The organism is Companilactobacillus heilongjiangensis, assembly GCF_000831645.3.
Classification (GTDB): Bacteria; Bacillota; Bacilli; order Lactobacillales; family Lactobacillaceae; genus Companilactobacillus; species Companilactobacillus heilongjiangensis.
The window spans coordinates 718,250-737,440 of record NZ_CP012559.1; the positions used below are offsets into that span (position 1 = coordinate 718,250).

General features: G+C 33.7%; 23 protein-coding genes and 1 other RNA gene. 20 read left to right on the forward strand and 4 right to left on the reverse strand.

The genetic code is table 11. The annotated features are described in order from the left end of the window. Positions 1–109 precede the first annotated feature (109 nt). On the forward strand, positions 110–748 hold the full coding sequence (locus tag JP39_RS03285; RefSeq protein WP_048698909.1) for a GNAT family N-acetyltransferase: 639 nt from the start codon (positions 110–112) through the stop codon (positions 746–748). Between the two features lie 172 nt (positions 749–920). On the opposite strand, the gene JP39_RS03290 is transcribed toward JP39_RS03285, so the two are convergent. Beyond that, complete coding sequence (locus tag JP39_RS03290; protein WP_041499320.1) at positions 921–3,374, reverse strand: isopeptide-forming domain-containing fimbrial protein; 2,454 nt, start codon at positions 3,372–3,374, stop codon at positions 921–923. A gap of 359 nt (positions 3,375–3,733) precedes the next feature. Here JP39_RS03290 and JP39_RS12540 point away from each other — a divergent pair, with 359 nt between their 5' ends. The 10 genes from JP39_RS12540 to JP39_RS03340 all read left to right on the forward strand — a co-directional run bounded on the left by JP39_RS12540 (position 3,734) and on the right by JP39_RS03340 (position 10,056). Continuing rightward, the gene (locus JP39_RS12540) at positions 3,734–4,501 is read left to right on the forward strand and encodes a hypothetical protein (RefSeq protein ID WP_053085043.1); all 768 of its coding nucleotides are present in this window, start codon (positions 3,734–3,736) and stop codon (positions 4,499–4,501) included. 92 nt (positions 4,502–4,593) lie between these two features. Then, on the forward strand, positions 4,594–5,760 hold the full coding sequence (locus tag JP39_RS03300) for an MFS transporter (protein WP_041499319.1): 1,167 nt from the start codon (positions 4,594–4,596) through the stop codon (positions 5,758–5,760). 150 nt (positions 5,761–5,910) lie between these two features. After that, positions 5,911–6,192: a hypothetical protein gene (locus JP39_RS03305; protein ID WP_041499318.1), complete on the forward strand. Its 282-nt coding sequence runs from the start codon at positions 5,911–5,913 to the stop codon at positions 6,190–6,192. Positions 6,193–6,196: 4 nt separating this feature from the next. Beyond that, on the forward strand, positions 6,197–6,391 hold the full coding sequence (locus JP39_RS03310; protein WP_041499317.1) for a cyclophilin-like fold protein: 195 nt from the start codon (positions 6,197–6,199) through the stop codon (positions 6,389–6,391). Between the two features lie 100 nt (positions 6,392–6,491). Next, a complete protein-coding gene (locus JP39_RS03315; RefSeq protein ID WP_041499316.1) occupies positions 6,492–6,986 on the forward strand; it encodes a hypothetical protein in 495 nt (164 codons plus the stop codon). Positions 6,987–7,473: 487 nt separating this feature from the next. Continuing rightward, on the forward strand, positions 7,474–8,028 hold the full coding sequence (locus JP39_RS03320) for a GNAT family N-acetyltransferase (protein ID WP_082330630.1): 555 nt from the start codon (positions 7,474–7,476) through the stop codon (positions 8,026–8,028). Between the two features lie 253 nt (positions 8,029–8,281). After that, complete coding sequence (locus JP39_RS03325; protein ID WP_041499314.1) at positions 8,282–8,467, forward strand: hypothetical protein; 186 nt, start codon at positions 8,282–8,284, stop codon at positions 8,465–8,467. A 345-nt stretch (positions 8,468–8,812) separates the two neighbouring features. Then, entirely contained in the window at positions 8,813–9,076 is a 264-nt protein-coding gene (locus tag JP39_RS03330) for a hypothetical protein (protein ID WP_041499313.1), read from the forward strand. A gap of 247 nt (positions 9,077–9,323) precedes the next feature. After that, positions 9,324–9,551: a hypothetical protein gene (locus JP39_RS03335; protein WP_041499312.1), complete on the forward strand. Its 228-nt coding sequence runs from the start codon at positions 9,324–9,326 to the stop codon at positions 9,549–9,551. Positions 9,552–9,558: 7 nt separating this feature from the next. Then, complete coding sequence (locus JP39_RS03340; protein WP_169751864.1) at positions 9,559–10,056, forward strand: DUF2335 domain-containing protein; 498 nt, start codon at positions 9,559–9,561, stop codon at positions 10,054–10,056. A 269-nt stretch (positions 10,057–10,325) separates the two neighbouring features. Here JP39_RS03340 and JP39_RS03345 read toward each other — a convergent pair whose 3' ends face one another. Continuing rightward, a complete protein-coding gene (locus JP39_RS03345) occupies positions 10,326–10,649 on the reverse strand; it encodes a helix-turn-helix domain-containing protein (RefSeq protein WP_041499311.1) in 324 nt (107 codons plus the stop codon). 371 nt (positions 10,650–11,020) lie between these two features. Between JP39_RS03345 and JP39_RS03350 the strand changes: the two genes are divergently transcribed. From JP39_RS03350 to JP39_RS03370, 5 genes are all read left to right on the forward strand, one after another. Further along, positions 11,021–11,374 carry a zinc-ribbon domain-containing protein gene (locus tag JP39_RS03350; protein WP_041499310.1) on the forward strand — a complete coding sequence of 118 codons (354 nt, stop codon included), beginning with the start codon at positions 11,021–11,023 and terminating at the stop codon, positions 11,372–11,374. A 55-nt stretch (positions 11,375–11,429) separates the two neighbouring features. Further along, positions 11,430–11,918 carry a hypothetical protein gene (locus JP39_RS03355; RefSeq protein WP_041499309.1) on the forward strand — a complete coding sequence of 163 codons (489 nt, stop codon included), beginning with the start codon at positions 11,430–11,432 and terminating at the stop codon, positions 11,916–11,918. Positions 11,919–11,941: 23 nt separating this feature from the next. Beyond that, complete coding sequence (locus JP39_RS03360; RefSeq protein ID WP_041499308.1) at positions 11,942–12,679, forward strand: SLAP domain-containing protein; 738 nt, start codon at positions 11,942–11,944, stop codon at positions 12,677–12,679. Between the two features lie 22 nt (positions 12,680–12,701). Further along, entirely contained in the window at positions 12,702–13,544 is an 843-nt protein-coding gene (locus JP39_RS03365) for a hypothetical protein (RefSeq protein WP_041499307.1), read from the forward strand. Positions 13,545–13,736: 192 nt separating this feature from the next. Continuing rightward, entirely contained in the window at positions 13,737–14,327 is a 591-nt protein-coding gene (locus JP39_RS03370) for a zinc-ribbon domain-containing protein (RefSeq protein ID WP_041499306.1), read from the forward strand. 396 nt (positions 14,328–14,723) lie between these two features. Here the strand turns inward: JP39_RS03370 and ssrA are convergent. Next, positions 14,724–15,089, reverse strand: a transfer-messenger RNA (tmRNA) gene (gene ssrA / locus JP39_RS12455). Between the two features lie 142 nt (positions 15,090–15,231). On the opposite strand from ssrA, the gene JP39_RS03375 reads away from it, so the two are divergent. Then, the gene (locus JP39_RS03375; RefSeq protein ID WP_041499305.1) at positions 15,232–15,876 is read left to right on the forward strand and encodes a DUF3862 domain-containing protein; all 645 of its coding nucleotides are present in this window, start codon (positions 15,232–15,234) and stop codon (positions 15,874–15,876) included. Between the two features lie 56 nt (positions 15,877–15,932). Here JP39_RS03375 and JP39_RS03380 read toward each other — a convergent pair whose 3' ends face one another. Continuing rightward, positions 15,933–16,535 (reverse strand): YitT family protein, encoded by a 603-nt coding sequence (locus tag JP39_RS03380; protein WP_053085044.1) that lies wholly within the window; start codon positions 16,533–16,535, stop codon positions 15,933–15,935. A gap of 205 nt (positions 16,536–16,740) precedes the next feature. On the opposite strand from JP39_RS03380, the gene JP39_RS03385 reads away from it, so the two are divergent. The 3 genes from JP39_RS03385 to JP39_RS03395 all read left to right on the forward strand — a co-directional run bounded on the left by JP39_RS03385 (position 16,741) and on the right by JP39_RS03395 (position 19,191). Next, a complete protein-coding gene (locus JP39_RS03385; protein WP_041499304.1) occupies positions 16,741–17,403 on the forward strand; it encodes a DPBB and LysM peptidoglycan-binding domain-containing protein in 663 nt (220 codons plus the stop codon). Positions 17,404–18,034: 631 nt separating this feature from the next. Further along, positions 18,035–18,733, forward strand: a complete 699-nt coding sequence (locus JP39_RS03390; protein ID WP_041499303.1) for a GntR family transcriptional regulator — start codon at positions 18,035–18,037, stop codon at positions 18,731–18,733. Positions 18,734–18,882: 149 nt separating this feature from the next. Beyond that, a complete protein-coding gene (locus JP39_RS03395; protein ID WP_041499302.1) occupies positions 18,883–19,191 on the forward strand; it encodes a PTS sugar transporter subunit IIB in 309 nt (102 codons plus the stop codon).

Genomic DNA, 19,191 nt, shown 5'->3' on the forward strand with positions numbered 1-19,191 from the left:
ACTGAACTGACTTTTGGCATACAAATAATTTAAAAGCTTCTATATTAATGGACATTTTGTATTTTAGTGGCTATCATGGATACATGGCTAATTGAAGGAGGTCATATTTTTGGATTTTAGGAGCGGGTTAAATAGTGATAAACCCCAGATAATAAATTTACTAGCAGATTCATTTAAAGAATACATAACTACTAAGAACATGTTCCAACAAGAATTTCGTTCAAGTGCTAAATTCGACAAGTTAATTAGAAAGTACTTTGCGCTGGAAGTTAATGTATTTATGAAAAAAGGTTTGGTTTATGTTGGAGCTGACGGAAAGGGAACGCCTAGAGCTGTTGCTCTAATTGAATTTAATCAAGGAAGACAGATCAGTTTTTGGGACTATCTATCAATGGATGGTTTGAAGATATTGCCTGAAATCCTAAAGAGTGGATTCAATGGTTTCAATGCATTCGATATCTTTAAGTTCGAAGATCTTTTCGATAAAGTTAAGGGTAAGAAGAAATGTGTCGTTGAATATCTAGCGGTCGATAAATCCTTGCGTGGTCAAGGTATCGGAAGCAAGATGTTGAATAATCACATTAGTCCTTACGTTAAAAGAATTGGTTATCGAAATATTATTTTGGAAACTAATACTAAAAAGAATGTTACGTTTTATAAAAAGAATAATTTCTCAGTGCGCTCAGTTAAGAAAGTTAATTTGAGTCATGGGGATGTAAAAGATTGGGTCTTGTCTAAGGCCATTTAAATACGACACCTGCGGGTGGCGTATTTTTTTATAGAAAAACAAAAAGGGTCGTCCACCTGTGTGAACGACTCTTTTCTTAATAAAAACAACTGATTCTACCGTTTATTAGGATATCAGATTGTAATAGTAGTGAATCTTTTATTAAGGAAACTTAATTTTTCTTATGTTTTTTTTAAACAGATTCAGTTAATCCCCAAGTTAAAGTTCCGTTGTAAGCTCCTGGTAACGTATTTGCAGATAACCTAATTTGCCAATCACCTGCACCGACGTAACTAGTTAAATTGACGGCACTGTCGTAATTAGTGAAGTTTGAACTTTGAATAGTCGTACCTGTGGGAGTTAAGGCCTTCCATGTACCGGGATCTGAGTCCTTGTCAGTTCTTTGTCTGATAAAGAGTAGGCCTGAGGTATTAGCAGGTAGTGTTTGACCAGAACTAGTTTTCATTTGTGTTTCCGAATTATCGTTGTCGTAGGAAACCGTGACATTATAAGGATTATTGTCCGGGTGAGTAACGATTAGTTCACCAGTTGTGCTGACATTGTTCAAAGTTTTATCTTTGCCATACATGTTTGTTGAACCAAAGTTGATATTGGTTGGATAACTAGTAATTGCATTGACGTTTTGAATATTTATGTCAGCACCAGTTGAAAATTGTTTAGGAAAACTTTGATTTCCGGTGGTGTTGACGTTGGTGATATAAGCTGTGTTGGTTATTTTTCCAGCGGTTGCAGCAGTGACTTTGGCACTGAATTCGATTTTTACACGTTGGCCTTTTCCAACATCATGAATAGTACCAGTGTTAATGTGGGATTGAGAGTAGCCACCATTATCATCATCTCCAGGACCCCAAATTTTGATAGAATATGTGTCTAGTTCCAAACCGTCGGGCAAATCATCATCGATTACAGCACCAGCTTGGAGTGTATCCTTACTAGCACTATTAACTGTGTAGAGAATTTGGTAATCAACGATGTCACCACTTTTAGCATTGACACTGGTTGTATAATCAGTATCGCCATGTTTCTTGATTAATTTGGTAAAAGAATAGTTGTAAGCAGGTGGTTCAACTTTAATATCAACTGATGCGTGGAAAGTTTTCTGCGTAGTTTCATGGTTCCCGACATCTAGACCTGTGAAGTTAGCTTTGTTAGTGATAGTATTTTCACCTCCAGAACTTGATAGAGCAGCGTTAGTTATTTGAGCTTCAAAAGTTACTGTAGCGTATTGCTCATCAGTTAATGACAAGGCTGGTGGGATTGTGATGGTGTTAGTGGAAGAGTCATAATCACTTGGATCGAGAATTTGCGTTGCACCATAATTGTCAATTAGTTTTAAAGTACTGGGATCAACGTGGAGTCCAGCAGGTAATTCATCGACCAATTTATCATATCGCCATTGTGCTCCATAACCATTGTTGATCATTTTTAAACTAAATTTTAATTTGTCACCGACTTTATTAGTACCGTCGGTTCTAGTTTCATTAGTGTATGTTTTCGTTGGAGTAGGAATTGAGTAAGGTTTAGCTGTGACACCGATAGTAGAACCGAAGTGAGCTGTTTCATCTGGAGCCAAAGTTGTAGAATTCCATTTTAGAATATATGCGGTATCAACAGCTCCAGTCAACTTTGTTCCTTGGGGATTATTATTAGTTTCAGCACCGGTACCGGTTACTTTTCCATTAGTTAATCCAGTGGCCCAATTGTCTGATCTTACTTGTCCATTATATGAATTAAAACCATCTGGTGTTTGATTAGTTACCATCAATCGAAAGTCTTTACCTGCATATGTATCACCGATATAAAGTCCTTTTTTGTCGCCTAAATCATAAACGGGGACCATATCATTACCACCATTACTGTCACCCAATTTGGTATCTTCACCAAACAAAGTGATAAATTCCGCAGGACTGGAGGCAGTATTTTTAACGTACATCTCCCGCTGAATAATTGCAGAATTAGTTGGTGATGGTCTTAAAAGTATTTCAATATCCATATCATAGGTTCCATTTTTATATCCACTATTATTGGATCTGGTGAAATGTCCAGTGATTTTGTATGCAGGATTACCATTTGAATCTGTTCCGTAGTAGTAAGCCTTATTAGCCAATCCGGTATTGCCGGTACCGTTTAAAGAGCCAGGATTTCCTAAAATTGAAAAGGCTGTTGAGGTTATTCCGTTTAAAGATGTTGCGGTACTAGGTGCAATCATAAAATTAGGTGATGTGGGAGAAACATTTTCCCTATTTGTTGATGAATTGGTGTAACCACCTTGGAAGACTGAACTAATATAATCTCCATTATTGTTCAAAAAAACATTCATTTTGGAATATTGGGAATTGATACCTGTTGAAATGGAATCACTTGCTACAGTGTAATCTCCTCCGGTAGTCACTTTACCGCTTGTATTTTGAGCCAGACCAAAGGCATAGCCTAATTCCAAATTTTTTCCATCAATAGGTAATTCACCGACTTTATTGTAGGCAGAGCTAGTCCAATTAGTAATGCCGTCGTTAAATTCGTATGGACCAACAGCTGCTGCTGAAACAGTATTACTAAAGCAAATAAAGGCTAATGGTATGAAAAACAAACTAATTAAAAATAATTTCAAATTATTTTTAATATTCATAATTATTTCCCTCCAAGAGATAATATTTGATAATCATTTAGTCGGTTTATATAGATGATATTTAGTTATACTAATTCACTTATCATGATATATTATATAGTCTTTTGAGTATTATTATGTTTCACTTTTCATAAAGAGTATTATAAAATGTTGACTTAGTTCAAAAAATGGGAGTAATAGTTTCTCGATTATTGACTTTTTTGTCATTTAATAAGGATAGAAGACTAATTTTCAGAAAATTGCTTTAAATGTGTTCTAGCTCGCTATATTCATAAATAAGGAAAATTAAATAATGAAATAGAGACTATGTTAAACTTTAAGCAATGTTTCAATAATCAGATATTGGAAGGTATATAAATATGACAACGGAGATCACCGGTAATTTTTCAGATAATAAAATAACACTACAATTAAATGATTTAGGAATAATTAATTATTATTTCACTAAACCAAAAGAAATTGATGAGGAATCAATCTTCATCATTATGAAGGACCAATTAGTAATTGGTATGAGTTACGGCAGCCTTGACGATTTGGACGATACGGAGAATTTTATCGAGCTGATTGTCCCAGAAAATATTATTCCGGCTGACTTTTTCTATTTCTTAACTTTGGAGATGGAACAAGCTGGTTATGAAATTAATGTTGGCTATCAAATGACTATTTCACCTGAGTCAACCAAGGTATATGACAAATATTGGGAAACAATTATGCCATTGTTGAAAGCATTTGGGCTTCAAATCGTTAAGCCAAAGAAAGTCGCCGCTAAGCCTCGTCATAAATTTTCTGCTTCCTTGGCTGATGTGCCATTTTCGATTGATTATATGGGCAGTCAGGCAACTGTTTATTGGATCAAGCGCAATGAATTCGTTGTTAAAGCTGGAGCTAACTTAGTTTCTGAAGCTCCGTTGACAAAAGCTGGCGTAATTGGATTTGCGGGTAAATTTGGCTTACGTTTGCGTGATGAACATGCCGATGCAATTAAAGATAATGTTTTGACAGCCGATGTTAAATTACGAAGCGTCAATGAAGTCGGAACCTTCCTATACTTTGCTGGAACCAACAGTTGGCTACAATTGAAGTCACCTGAAGGCAAGACGTTAAATGAATTGACTGTGGTTAAGTAAAGTCTGTATTGACAAGGCCTTTTAGAATGATAGGATTTTCATAAGTTGATCGTCAGTTTAGTGCTGGCGGTCTTTTTTTAGGAGGCTCGGGGATGAAGAAAGTAACTGCACAAGCTCTGATAATTGGGGCTTTTTTAGAATCAGTCGGTGCCAGTTTTATTTGGCCTATCAATACGATTTTTATTCACGATTATTTACATAAATCGTTGGCTGTGGCTGGAACTGTTTTATTCTTCAATTCAATACTGACATTTTTGGGAAATTATGCTGGTGGAAAATTATTTGATAAAATTGGCGGTCATAAAACAGTTATGATTAGCACTATGATAGGAATGCTGGCCTTAGTTGGCTTGATTTTTAATCATGGTTGGCCGGCGTATCCAATTCTTTTACCGATATTAGGGTTTGGTGTCGGCAGTGCATTTACGGTTATCAATTCCTTTGGAGCCCAGATTGATGAGGTTGATAAGTATAAATTATTTAATGCCATTTATGTTGGAACTAATCTGGGGAATGCGATTGGTACGGCGCTAGGTGGTTATATTGCGGGTATTCAAATGACATTGGTTTTCATCGCTAACTTCATTTTTCTCAGTTTGTTCTTTCTATTGGCAGTCTTTTGGTATGGCAATCGAACTGTTGTGACTAAGCAAGCGCAAAAGAATGTGGGAAAGATTAAGTCAAAATTAAAACCAGGGACTGCCTTAATAGCTATTTTCCTGGGTACGACTTGGGTGGCATATGCGCAGTGGAGCAGCAATATTTCGGCACACTTGACTAAACTGGGCATTCCAGTCAGTAAGTACAGCCTTTTGTGGACGATTAATGCCATCGTAATTGTCGTGTTTCTTCCATTAATAAATCATTTGGCTGAAAATAAAGATTGGTTTAAGAAAATTCAGATACCATTGGGTGTTGTTTTTTTCATAATTGCCTTTGGATCATTGATTGGTGCAACAAAATATCTGTCATTCGCAATTGGGATGGTGGTGCTGACGTTGGGTGAAATGCTTGTTTATCCAGGGATTCCAGCATTGGTCAGTGAATCGACTCCTAATTCTGAGGCCGGACGTTACCAAAGCATCATCAGTATGGCAGCCACTTTTGCGCGGGCGATTGGGCCATTGCTTGGTGGGATGTTGATCATGCGTAGTTCTTACGATGTGATGTATTTAGCCGCAATTGCCGTCTTGATTGTTTCGATATTTATTTTCAAACGTGGTCGTAAAGAATTGGCTCGCGGTATTACAGCTGAATAATTAAAAAAATCCGTCATATTGGGAATGAGTTTCCTAAATGTGACGGATTTTTTTGGCATAACAATAAATTATGATTATTTATCTATTATATGTATTAGACATAGAATTGCTATGCGGTTATTGTAGATATAATCATTAAGCGAGGAGTGAATGGCTGGTTATATGAAAAAATATCGAGTGATTTTTACCTTATTATTAACATCTTTATTGGTAGTACTGGGATTTACTTTCCATAATAATGAGCAAGTTGTTTTGGCTAAGGGTACAAAAATAGATATTCAAGTCGGTGAAAAATATCTTAAGGGATACTTGAATAATAGTTCGGCTGCTACATCCTTGAAGAAAAAATTACCTCTGACAACTGTGTTTGTTAGAGGTGGAGCTGGATTAGATGAGAATACAGCTGATCTGAACTTTAAACTGAGTAACTAAGAAGATGCCTAAAGGTGCCAGTGCCAAAAAAGGTAATATTGGTTATTGGTCACCAGACAAAAGGTTGGTATTTTACTGGGGGAAAGCTGATTACTATGAGGAAATTCATATTATCGGTCATTTCAAATCTAAGGATGATTTAAAAGTTATCAAAAATATGAAAGACAACCAAAAAGTAATTATTAAACTACATAAATAAAAAGAGGATTTTAAGCTGGATCTAAGATATTTGTTGAAATATTTTCTATGACTCTTAGAATGGAATCAATAGAATTCAGATTCATGCTAAGGGGAAAAACATGGGAAATAATAAGCAGTCTTTTAAGTGGGTTATTTTTCTGATTATTATTGTGGTAATTGCTGTCGGTGGATTTTTATTAGTTGGTAATAATAAATCTTCATCAAAGGATAATAATGTTAAAACTTCTCAGGTAAGGAAGAAACCTCGAAATACTGTCCCCAAAAAGAAAACTGTCAAAAAGGCTGTGGATAAACGGACTCCAGCTGAAGAAGAACGTTATATAGAAGGTGTTGGGCAGGCTTTTGGTCAAGAGGATTCCCAGTCAATTCAGAAATACGTCGGTAGTATTTATCAGTCGGCTTTTGTTGATGGATTAGGGATGACTTATACTTGGAAGACTTCTGACGCTAAATATATCAGGGTTGATAATACTGATAATGGTATTACGATAGTTTATTTGTATGATGATACTGCTGAAAATCATCTGGGGAAGTTGCTTTATCAAGGGGAAACTATTAAGCAGATTGCACCTCGGGATGGGTATAATCAGTAAGTTTTATTATGTGAAAGGTTATTTTAAAATATGAAGAAGAAAACGAATTGGATTTTTAGCACTCAACAATAAAATTGAGTGCTATTTCTGTATTAAAAAGATTAAAATTAGATAATGCTTAATTTGATATTGCTCTTAATCAAATATAAGCAAGCATTAAAGCCAAATAAACTTTTTATTTTAGAATTTAATTATTGAACCAATTTTTGTAAAATGCTATTATTTGAACACAATAATAGAAAGAATAGAATCTGCATTGTTCAAATAACGTTGTGACTATCTTTCAAATGTGTTTTTTGAATAGAGAAAGGGGAAAAGTATTATGACAACTGTGTCAATTGGGACAAAGGTTGTGGTTAATAATGAATCTGAAAGAAAAAGAATAGACGATGTTATTAATAAATCATATACCCCAAAAGAAAAAGAAGAACGCCTAAAGAAGATTAAGAGTCACATGAAATCTAATTATAGGATTATAAATTAAAAATTGAATAATAATGAGTTAAAAGCCATAAGATTGAATACATCATTTTACAATACAGAATCATTAAAATCATTTGACTGTGGTGATGGCAGAATAAATGATTATTTTGTGAATGAAGCTATCGGATTAGATCAAGAGAACATTTTTGCTACTACGATATATGTTGATAACAGTGATAATATTGTTGGCTTTTATTCAACCTCAGCTTCACTCTTACTCATTGATAATAGGGACGATGGGTTTGAGAAGTCTATTACTAGGGAGACAATGACCGAATATAGTGCAATAAAGATTCAGTATTTTGCGGTTGATGAACAATATCAAAATAACGGTGTTGGCATGTCTCTGATGCAAAATATGATTGAACGGTTAATTTTGGCAGACATGAAATATAATATTGGATTTAAAGTTTTATATCTGGAAGCTTTAACTAATGCTATGGATTTTTATGAGTATTGTGGATTTAATTTTTTAAAATCATGGGAATCAGAACAGAATTTAAAAAGTGCAATTATGGTTATGAATTATGAAGAAATGTGTGATAGCGTAGATATTTGAAGATGTGCAGATATTATGCACATCTTTTTTTTATTAATTATTAAGTGATTATATATATTTGGGGTTTATTGATGGTAAAGGAGGAGTAGCAAGCGATTTAAACGTAAAAATTTTTCTCTAAATTTTAATTGGTTTTAAGGATGTATAAAGATATGGGAGGATTGATCATGATTAATTAGATTTAACTAAGTGTGCTTTTAGATGATTTGTATTTAAATTAGAAAAAAATTTAGTTTTAGGAATTATAAAAATAATGGATAAATTATTACCAGAATTAACTTGGATCAAGACTAAGGATGAGAAGATGGGAACTATTGTCTGCGTCCAAAATAAGGAGACAAACTATTTGGTCGAGTATGTCCCACATTCTCAGGATCCTAATGATGATGTAGAATTTGTTGTAAGAAAAGAAGATATAGTTGAATATGAATTACCCTGACGTCTGGCAATAGTTGCTGGACGTTTTTTAACACTGTCAATTTTGCAAGATTTATCAGTTAATACTAAGAAAATGTAGTCAAGCATTTTAGATAAATAAACTTTTTATTTTGACGATTAATTATTGAACCAGTTTTTGTAAAATGCTATTATTTGTCCACAATCTTAGATGAATTTTTAAGTGAATCAGAGACGAAGTTGCTATGAAAATTAAATGCCTCTAAATTGAGTTCACATTTGATTAGAGCTATAGTAAGAATTTTGTGATTGAGTACTATATAAAGGGTGAGAAATCGATATCAAATTGTCACTCAATAGGTAAATATCAAAAGAGTAGGTGCTTACTATGTCATTTGAAGTAATATTCTCAGATAAACAAAAAGAGGAACTTAGTTTACAAGTTTATTCAGTAGTGTCTGATGCCATTGAAAAAGCAAGATCAGATGCTGGGATGGACAAAATGTTTTTCAATAAGAAAGAAACTTGTGCGTATTTGGGAATAGCTAACAATACATTTGACAAATACTTTAGAGATTTAAAGCCGCATGATGTTAATGGATTTTCAATATACAGCAAAAAAGAAATTGACGAGTTTGTTTTAAGCAAATAAAAATTTAATTTATTATCATTAGCAAGTACTCTAAAACTAATCTTTTAAGGGGTGATGCAAATTAATAATGAAATCAGGTAATTCAAAAATAAAATTTTGCAGTAACCTAATAGTTGTTGCTAGGCTTGAAATGATATAATTTGCTTTAGATAATTTGAATAATGCGAAGCATACCAGATACTCAGTAAATTGGTTACATATGAGTGTTGCTATATCAAAATATAATAAAAATTCTAAGGAGGAAAAGATGGACATTAAAAGAGATATTTTAAGAAAAAATAAATTTTTGAGTTCTTTGAGTACTGTCTTTACGGATTCTTTTAAAATTGTTCTTTCTCCCCAAAAATCAAATGTTGATAAATATTTAAACTTATCTACAAGTAAAGACATTGATAAGGTTAAATTAAGTAATGATTATTTAATGGTTGGCAATGACTTGAGGAAAGCAATGTTTGACTATGACGGTAAACACTAATGAATCTTTGCCCAATGATGATAGCCAAAATCAGGAATTAAAGACGACTGATGAGGCAAAAGCTAAAGAAGATTTAGATAATGTTTTAAAAAGAATCCCTAAAAAGGAAAGAAATGAAGTTAGAAGAATTATTACATCCTCGACTTTCTCTGGCCCTATACCTCATCCGGATATATTAAAGGGCTACGCTGAAGTTTATCCGGAAGCTCCAAAGCAGATAATTGAAAATTCTATAGAGGAATCAAAACATAGACGAAAGTTTGATGATAATGCACTTGAGGCCGCTGTTTCTGAAAATAGAATTCGATTATACTTGGCGACTTTAGTATGTTTGACGATGATCATTGGGGGAGTTACATTAATTCTCTGTGGTCATGAAGTAACCGGTGGAATTTTGACTGGATCAACTTTAGTAGGTGTGCTGAGTGCTTATCTTGCACCATTTAATAAGAATCGAAATTCTAACGATAACAATGAATCAGAAGAAAAAGAAATAGATAAATAATTAATTCAGACCAAAAGAGATTCTCACTCTATTAATTTCGAATGAGAATCTCTTTTAATTTGAAATGCATTTCTCCTGATTTGCTTCCAAACATATTTTTATTTAATTAAATTGATTGCACTTTTGATTGACATATTCATGCAATCTTATCAGATGGTTTCAAACTTAAAAACCCCCGATTTAGAAATACTTAATCGTTGATTAGGTTGAGAGATATATAAAAAGAAGTAAAACTTCACTTTTAAGTGTGGCTTTACTTCTTTTTGTTTCTATAAATTATTCATTGTTGATAATAGTTCCAAGATTTTTTCGGATAAAACTTCACGTTTGTCACGTGGAAGACTAGCTAAGAAGTCTAGCAATTCTAAATATTTTATTCCATTGTTAGCAGGTTCATTGAAAATATCTGATAGTTTTAAATTCATTGCGGTTGAAATTCTTTCAAGCTTATTGATTGAGATGTTGTTATTAACACCACGTTCAAGTTGTGAAACTAAGCTCTCACTAACGTCGGCTTTTTCCGCTAATTGCTCAATGGTTAAGCCCAATGATTGTCTTTTGTCACGTATTATTTTACCGATTTCGTCGATCATTCATATACACCTCAAATCGTTCTTAATGCAACCTTAGTTGAGATGATGAATGATTTGAACAGAAGATAATACATATTTTGATGAATAAAAAGTAATATAATACATTGAAATGCTTTTTAAAAAGCTTTATTTCAGACTAATAGTGGTCGAGTAAATTATATAATACATGTTTTATATAGCAATGTATGTATATTAGTTTCGTATTCTATTTTTTTACCCATATTATGTAATATAATACGTATATAATCCTAATATAAGTAAAATAATACCAATTAACTTTGCTTCATTATTAATATCCGAAATTGGGATATTTTAAAGAAACCACTTATATATTAAAGGAAACAATTTGTAAAGGAGAGGGGGGGTAGATAATGAGGTTTTGTCCAAATTGTGGTGCTAAATGTAACGATGAAAGTATATTTTGTTCAACTTGTGGAAAGAAGCTTGAAAAAAGTGAAGATTACAATACTGAGCAACTTACTCAAGAGACAGTCGATAATACTCAACAAGCGAGAATTAGATATGCAGGGGGACCATTAGGATATGTTAATCCCAAAATTTTTTGGCCAATTACAGGAATTTTATTTTTCTTTGTCTGTTTGTACGGTCGATCGAACTTTATTTTTGGGATAGCAATAGCACTGGTAAGAAAATTAGATAGTCCTAGAGAATGGATTTACGCCTGTATAACTTTGGTAATCGCTGGTATTTTAGCATATGTTTAGCATGATAATTTTGAACAAATATGTTATTTTATAAAGCTTTTCATAGGGGGAAGACATGAAAAAATCAAATAAAACACTTATAATTTTATTTTTCATAATATTGGCAGCTATAGGAATATATCAATATACCAACAGGATGCCTCAGGGGGTAACTGACAGAGATACTATTATGACTAAAGCATCAAATTCTATAGATACAGATTTGGGGTTAGATTTGAGTGCTAATGCTTATGATGTCTATAACGATCAAGATGAGTACAGAATTTTCCTTTATCGTAATAGCCGAACCAAGCGGTTTGTTTTTCCAGTCAAGGAAAAAAAGAGCGGGGATGTACATTATTGTTATTTAGTTGCCTATGAAGATACACGGGGTTATACAAACAAAATGGCCGTAGATATTAATAATTCAAAATGGGCTAGATTTATTGATAAAAGGGTTGCAAGTATTGAAGGCAATAATCCCTCAGAAAAGGATTATGAATATAGTTATTCATATTACTATGATAATTTTTCGAATTTGGATGACTATGATTATATCGGTTAATAAAAAATGGGAGAGAAACAAGTATGAAGAAAACAAGTATTTTTTTAATTTCAGCAACAGCATTAATTTCAGGAGCTTTTTTATTTAATAACCAAACAGAGGTTTCAGCCAGTGGAATTGCAACTACACATGATGACATTACCTTTTTGTACACTGATACTGGAGATATGGTTGCTGACCGTGCATTGGCGCCTAGATCACCATGGGCAGTTGGTAAAATAATTAATTTGAATGATGAAACGTACTATCAGGTTGCCACAAATGAATATGTTAAATCTAGCGATGTTGATTATACTAATAAACCAGTGACTTCAGTTAAGAATCAAGTGAAAAATGATGTGACTGTTTCGGCTCAAGGTCAATCAGCACCAGTCTATAGTGATGAAACTAATAATGTCCAACAAATGATCAATTATGGTGATGCGTATAAGGTTGGACGTATTGTGGAAAATGAATATGGACAATACTTTTATCAAGTATCTGGTCATGGTTGGGTAGTTGGCGACATGATGAATATTAAAGGGAATGCCAGAAACATTGAACATATTAATGGCTTCTTCCCTATGGCAAATGATACAAAACATGGAATCAACGCTGATGAAGAAGTAAATATCTTAATTGGATCAGGTGCAGATGCAGACTTAGTTTATCAAATCCCTGATGAGGTACTTCAATATGTGGGAACAGTAGATAACTGGCTAGGTGGAGATACAGGTACAAATTATCGTCGTATGTCAAAACTTTATCAACTTCAATATTAAAAAGGAGGAAAGGTGATTTTTTATGAAAAAATTTTTTTTGCCTTTAGTCTCAATATTATTAATTGGAGTCGTGTTAACTGGATGCAGTACAACGTCGAATCAATCTGCAAAAATAAACACCAAGAAGACAGAAGTAGCAAAAACGGCTACGTCATATTATCAAAGTTTAAATAAAGCAGATAAAAAGAAGATTATTTTTAAATTTTCTCAAGACCAAGATGAAACTAGTGATAATTCAGCTGATCCAGTATATGCAATCTCACTAAAAATTACGAATAATACTAAGAAAATAGTTAAATTTGATCAATCTAAATTTATTGTATTTGTTAGTGAAACAACTAAATTTCCGTCCACAAAAAGCGGAATCATTACGTTAAAACCTGGTAAAAGTGTTTCTATAAACCAATTGATTGAAAAGGTTAGTGAACAAGCGTTAGTGGGAAATGATAGTTACTTTATTTATATGAATATGGATAATAAATTAGCTAAAACACTGACGGTGGTTCCCAAGGCAAGTGTTCAAAACAATACGGGTACTGATTCTTCAAACGATGTCCAACAATCACAAGATAACTCAAGTGCTGGGACTAACGATTCAACTACGGGTGCACTAGACAATACTGATGATAGCCAGTCACAAGAGGATGGTTCTTCTACTGTAAATAATTCATTTGATAAAGGCGGTAATCCTCAAGTTAATCCTAATGTAACTGATGGTGGAATTTCTGATAGGATAGCTGCATGGCAGGAAGAGGCTAGACAAGAAGCTTTAAACCAAGGGATGTCTGATAGTGAAGCCAATGACTATTCATATAAAGTTGCTTGGCAGAAGGAAAATGCGTTCGAAGAAAGTTTGGATAATTAGATTCAGATATCAAATTATATGTTAAGAAATTGGATGCCAATAATTATGATAATAGTATTGCTAAGGAAAAAAACGGTTACTTAGTAGAAGAATACAATAGTTATTACGAGTTGGATTACGATTAGTTTAATCATTTATTGTAACAGTGACTTAAATTGATAGTTTAAAGAAATTTTAAAAGGGGTAGTAAAAATGAAATTTTGTACAAATTGTGGGTTTAAAATGAATGATGATGTTGAGTTTTGCCCTAAGTGTGGAACGAAACAAGTAATACCTGATTTGAATAATAATGGATCAAATAGTAATTCTTCTAGTGAAACTCACCAAGTTGATAATCAAGGGTATGTTGATGAGCAATCCAACACTCAACAGGCGGGCCCCGGCATCAATAATAATTATCAGAGACGGAATGTACTTAATAGTAAGATAAAGATTGGGCAACCCAAACATCTCAATTTCATGGAAAGCGTTAGTTATATATTTTCTAATATGTTTGACTTTAGTTCAACTGTTCAGGATAATCAGAAATCAATTTTTTGGTGGAATTATCTACTTATAACAATTGTGTCTGTGGTTTTAACTCCGACGGTACAATCAATAGGTTACATTGAATATTTAGTTTTTAATTCAGGAATCATGCTGTTTACTGTTGCTTCTATTATGCGTAGATTAAACTACCTAGGAAAAAGCAAGGAGTTGGCCTGGCTAGCTCTTGTACCAGTTGCTGTCATATATCCTTTGATAATGATGTTCTTCAATAAAAAAGAGGATAGTGTTAGATAACAAAAAATTGAATGCCTTTTGAATGCAATCCATGTTAGATAATATGAAACTCGTAAAAGTAAAAGCCTATAATACTAGGACAGTAACCTGCTTTAATATTACAGACTTCTTTTGTATTATGGAGTTATCTCAATCAAATATATGCAAAGTTCATGATTTTTAGGAAAGTAAAGGAGCTATCAACCTATTTTGATAATAGATTGATAGCTCCCTTTTTGATTTTTATTTGTCTAACTCGTGTAACCTGTTCCCACACTTTGAGTTTTTGTTGTTAAATTGAATGCCATTTTGAATGCCATTCAAGTGGAATAGTATGAAACTATATGAATTTTGAGAAAACAAAAAACCAGCTGTATCAAGGCTTGTAGGCCTTAACACAACTGGCTTAATTCTACAAAATGGAGGTGAGGGGAATTGAACCCCTGTCCAAGCATAATGCTATGCAAGCATCTACACTCATAGTTGTATCATTTAATGTTTCGCCACTCTGAACGCCATACAACCAGGCTAACCACAGTGACTATTCCGGTAATCTCTTTTTAACTATTCAGAATGCACGGTTAAACGTAGCCCAATTAATTTGAGACCCATTTCCAGCCCTTGGGCGAAACTAGAATGGATCACGATTAGACTGTTTTTAGGCAGCTAATGCGTAAGAATTATTATTTTTTGCAGTTATAATAAACTGTGTGTTTTTAGAGGGACACGAAACCCTAAGTGCAGCTTGCACGCTACTACACATGTCGAATCCAGAACACCCCCATGAATGTTCACCTTAATATAATAGCTAATTTTCCATAATATAGCAAATTGTATGACTTAATTATTATAAAAATATTGATGCGTTAGAGGTGCTACTTGGCATAAAAATTGTTAAAATACTGGTGTGAACGGAGGTATGCAAATGACAGATGAAAATAACAGCAAACCTTTCTACAAGAGAAATTGGTTCTGGATCACAATATTTTCAATCTTTATTATCGTGTCAGCCACAACATACATCGCAAATTTTTCTTTCTATAAAGACCAAGCTGATAAAGCAACCACTACTCAAAGCAAGAATCTGACTGAAAAGAAGATGGATTCTGATCCTTCATTAGTTGATAAATACAATTCTATTAAAACTGGTAAAAAGGGTTTCAGTAAGGACAAAATCGTTGAATTACTGGGTCAACCAACCACTACTCAGCAATTAGATGTCAACAATCCAATTACAACTTTGATTTGGAAGGGAACCGATAATCAGAATGTGACGATCCAAATTACATTTGAAAAAAATAAATCGACATCCAAATCGATTCAAGGTTTAGATATCGACCGTAAGAAAATGTTAACTTCCAAAGATTTGAACAAACTACAAGTCGGTGATAGCTATAAAAGAGTTATCAATACGCTGGGTGATCCGGATGATTATTCTGATACAAATGGTATAAAAACTTTAACTTATGAATCAGATTTGTCAGAAATCGACCAGACATCTGATGCGATGATTAGAATTGAAATTTCCAACAATCAAATTATTAATAAAGAACAGCAAAATTTGAAATAAAAAAAAGGTGCATATGTCAAATACTCGAGTTTTCGATACTTTGATATGTGCGCCTTTTATTGTGCCAATCTTCTGGCATGTATGATTCCAAAACCTTTAATGGATAGGCTGGAAATTCCCACTGACATAACAGCTAGGAGGAATGAGAAGATATCAGTTAAAGCAATGTTGCCTAAGCAGACGATTGCATCAATAATGAATAAACTGATATATTTGTCGACTCCGAAGTTCTTATGGATGATCATTGGAGGAACCGTTGTCCCACCACTCGACATGTTTAATGTATATAAAATTGCTAAACCAATTCCAAAAATAACACTTCCAACGATTATCGAAATGACACGACTGTTGGGAATCAAATTGTAAACCGGTGTGATATATAACAACAATGGAAGCATGAAACTTCCTAGTGCTAATTTAATTGTTGTTTGACGATCTAAATGTAAGTAAGCCAGTACTAACATCACAATATTTATGACAAGAACCGAGATGAATGTTGGGATTTTCCATCCTGCTTGCAACAAGATAGCGATTCCGGTAGCTCCACCGGCTGCTATGCTGTGCGGCTCGAAGAACATATTTAGACTAAATGCGATAAGTTCCAAAGCGACTAACATTATTAGTAGTTTTGCGGACAATCTATTTTTCTTATTCTTCATATATATAACTATAACATGAACATACCTTCATGACAATAAAAGTCTAAATTACTTTTAATATTAATATTTCAGTAACATTACTAAGATTACATAAAATCCTGAAAATGTAACTCTGAGGTTGTCGTCATGTAATATACGGCTGTTAGTATAGCACCATAGCAATTGAGAGAAATTAAATTTTAAACATTAAGGATGTAATTAATTTATGAAAAAAGTTTTATCTATCGCTTTAGTAAGTGCCATGGCTTTAACAGGAATCTTAGCATCAACTAACACAGCACAAGCTGCCGTAACAAATGGAAATACAGTTACAGTTGAAAAAGGAGATTCTTATAAGAGTATCGCCGAAGCTAACGGAATTAGCATTTCTGCTCTAGAACAAGCTAACGGACGTGAAGTTGGCGGATTTGACTTAATTTTCCCAGGCGAAACAATTACATTACCTGGCGTTACAACTACAAATACAGCAACTGACACATCTGCTGATACACAAGCTGCCACAACAACAGCTTTTACAGATACTAGTGCAAATACACAAACACAACAAACAACTGACACAACTTCACAAGCTACAACACAATCAACAAGTACAACAGGTACATCACAAGGAACATTCAAGATTTCCTTCTATGATCCATCTGTTTTAGGTTCAAACATGGGTTACAGTGGTGTGGCAGCCAATCTTTCAGTATTTCCAAAGGGTACACAATTGAAGATCACTTTATCTGACGGAACCGTATTATACAGAACCGTTAATGATACAGGAACATTTGCCAACTCTAATTCACAACAATTAGATGTTGCCATGCCTAGTTCATCAATCCCTTCATATGGTGTAACTACAGCTTCAGTTGAAGTTTTATCATAATTTAGAGTAAGATGTACGTGGAACAGACAATTGCAAAAAAAGGTTCTCTATTAATTTAGAGGACCTTTTTGTCGTTTTGGACTGTTTCCAGAAGATGTTACGAGTACAGGCACATCGGATTCTTCATAAACAGGTCTTCAGTTATTAGCTTAAAAGAAGTGTATTATTAATTAAGAACAAGTTAAGCGCTTACAAAAATAGTTCTACTATACGCATGGTGCTAGTTGATAACCTATTACAAATATTTCATAGTCTAAAATTGTTTGAATGCTTTCACATTCGACTAATAACGATTAATTAGTCGGAAGAGCTGGAAAATATTTGTGTACCATGGTTCGAGACCGTATTTTGGCTCGGGCCGTTCCGCACAGCTTGAGAATATTTCCCAGCGCTGGAGACGGCATACTTAACTAGCACCACGCGTTTCTACTATACAATATTTATGAATCATGTCCTCAAATTCACATTATCATTATCTTTTTGGTATATATATCATTTGAAAAATGGGTTAATATTGATAATATGAATTAGTGTATAAGTATTTAAGGAATTACGCTATAATGTGAAAGACACCTAGAACATTGGTTATAACAAATTCTAGACGTCAAAGGATGATGTCGGAGGGAATTTTATGAAGGAAACACCCAAATATGTGGTGGTAGCAAATCATTTACGACAACAAATCCTGGAAAAACAATATCAAATCAATGAACAACTACCTCAAGAAACTGCAATTGCCAGTTCTCTGAATGTCAGTAGAATCACCGTTAGGAAGGCATTGGACATCCTAGTAGAGGAAGGGTTGATATATAGAATCCAGGGCTCAGGGACTTTTGTCAAAGACAATCAAGCTAACACGGGCTTCAGTCATGGTAAAAAATCTTTAGAAATATTTGATTTCAATAAGTATCAAGTTGATCTATTAAAGTTTGGCGTTGATAAGCCCACTGGTAGCGTTATGGGTCAGCTGAACATTAATAAATTTGATTTCACCTACGGAATAGAGCGTTTGATTAAGGATAAAGGCACTGTTATAGCGTTACAACGGACGTTTATGCCGGTGAAAATTATCCAAGGAATGCAGATGGATTCTCTGAAAGGTTCCATTTATGATTTTGTAGATAAAGAATTGGATTTAAAAATTGATTCTGCGATAAGGACCATTTCAAGTGAAATATCTGATGATCAAGTTACTGAAAAACTTGGTCTGGATAAGCCAGAACCCTTGATAACAATGGAACAACGTTCATTTTTAAGCAACGGACAAATCTTCGAATACTCTTATACTTATATACGAGCATCCAAGTTTTCAATCCATGAATCAATTTAAGACAATGGAATTATCATTTAATTGATAATTTTATTGTCTTTTTTTATTGTCTTCAATAATTTGTTATAACAAATTATTATTTTGTATTGACACAGAAATATAAATGAACTTATAATGTAACCGTTAACAAAAAGAAGGGGGTTTCATTTATGAAACAATTAAAGATTGCTATTTTTTGTAGCGGTGGATTTTCCACAAGTCTTATCGGTGCCAAAATGCAAAAGGTATATGACGCAGAGGGTAAGGATGTAAAAGTTGATGCATACGACTTTGGTATGGTTGACGAAGTTGGCGATGATGCCGATGTTATTTTGTTAGCACCACAAATTGGTTGGGCCTTTGATCAAACCAAAAAGGGTCACCCAAATACAAAGGTCATTCTTCTAACAATGCAACAATTTGGTAGTATGGATGGTCAAGTTTTAGTTGATGTATTGAAAGAGAAGGGAATAGATTAA